The 392-nt window shown below is 30.6% G+C and carries 1 protein-coding gene; it reads left to right on the top strand.

All coding sequences use genetic code 11. From position 1 onward, the window contains the following. Positions 1–392: fibronectin type III domain-containing protein (locus RCF13_RS23455; protein ID WP_308141585.1), on the top strand; the 392-nt coding region annotated here is incomplete at both ends.

Below are 392 nucleotides of genomic sequence, written 5' to 3' on the forward strand. Positions count from 1 at the left end.
GAAAGCTTGAAAAATTATTTTATTAAAACAATGCAAGCCCCTCATAGAATGGATATCGATGCGGTAAATATAAAGTGTTCTACATTAAGAGATCTTGAACTTGCCTTTTTGCAAATGCTTAAGAAAGAAATATTTGAAGGAGTTGTGCTTACTAATAATAACAAAACTCTCGATTCTGTTACAAATTTAAACGTCATACATCGTACAGATACAAGCATTTGGATAAGTTGGACAGACAAATTAAAAGAATCTCAGTTAGTAAAATATGAGATTTATCTCAATGGGAAAATCGTAGATACTTGTTCCTCTGAACAATGTATTATAGAGGATTTAGATTCCAATACTACTTATGAAATCGCTGTCATAACAAAGGGGTTATTTGATTTAATGAG

This window comes from Stenotrophomonas maltophilia group sp. RNC7, assembly GCF_030910085.1.
Classification (GTDB): domain Bacteria; phylum Pseudomonadota; class Gammaproteobacteria; order Xanthomonadales; family Xanthomonadaceae; genus Stenotrophomonas; species Stenotrophomonas sepilia.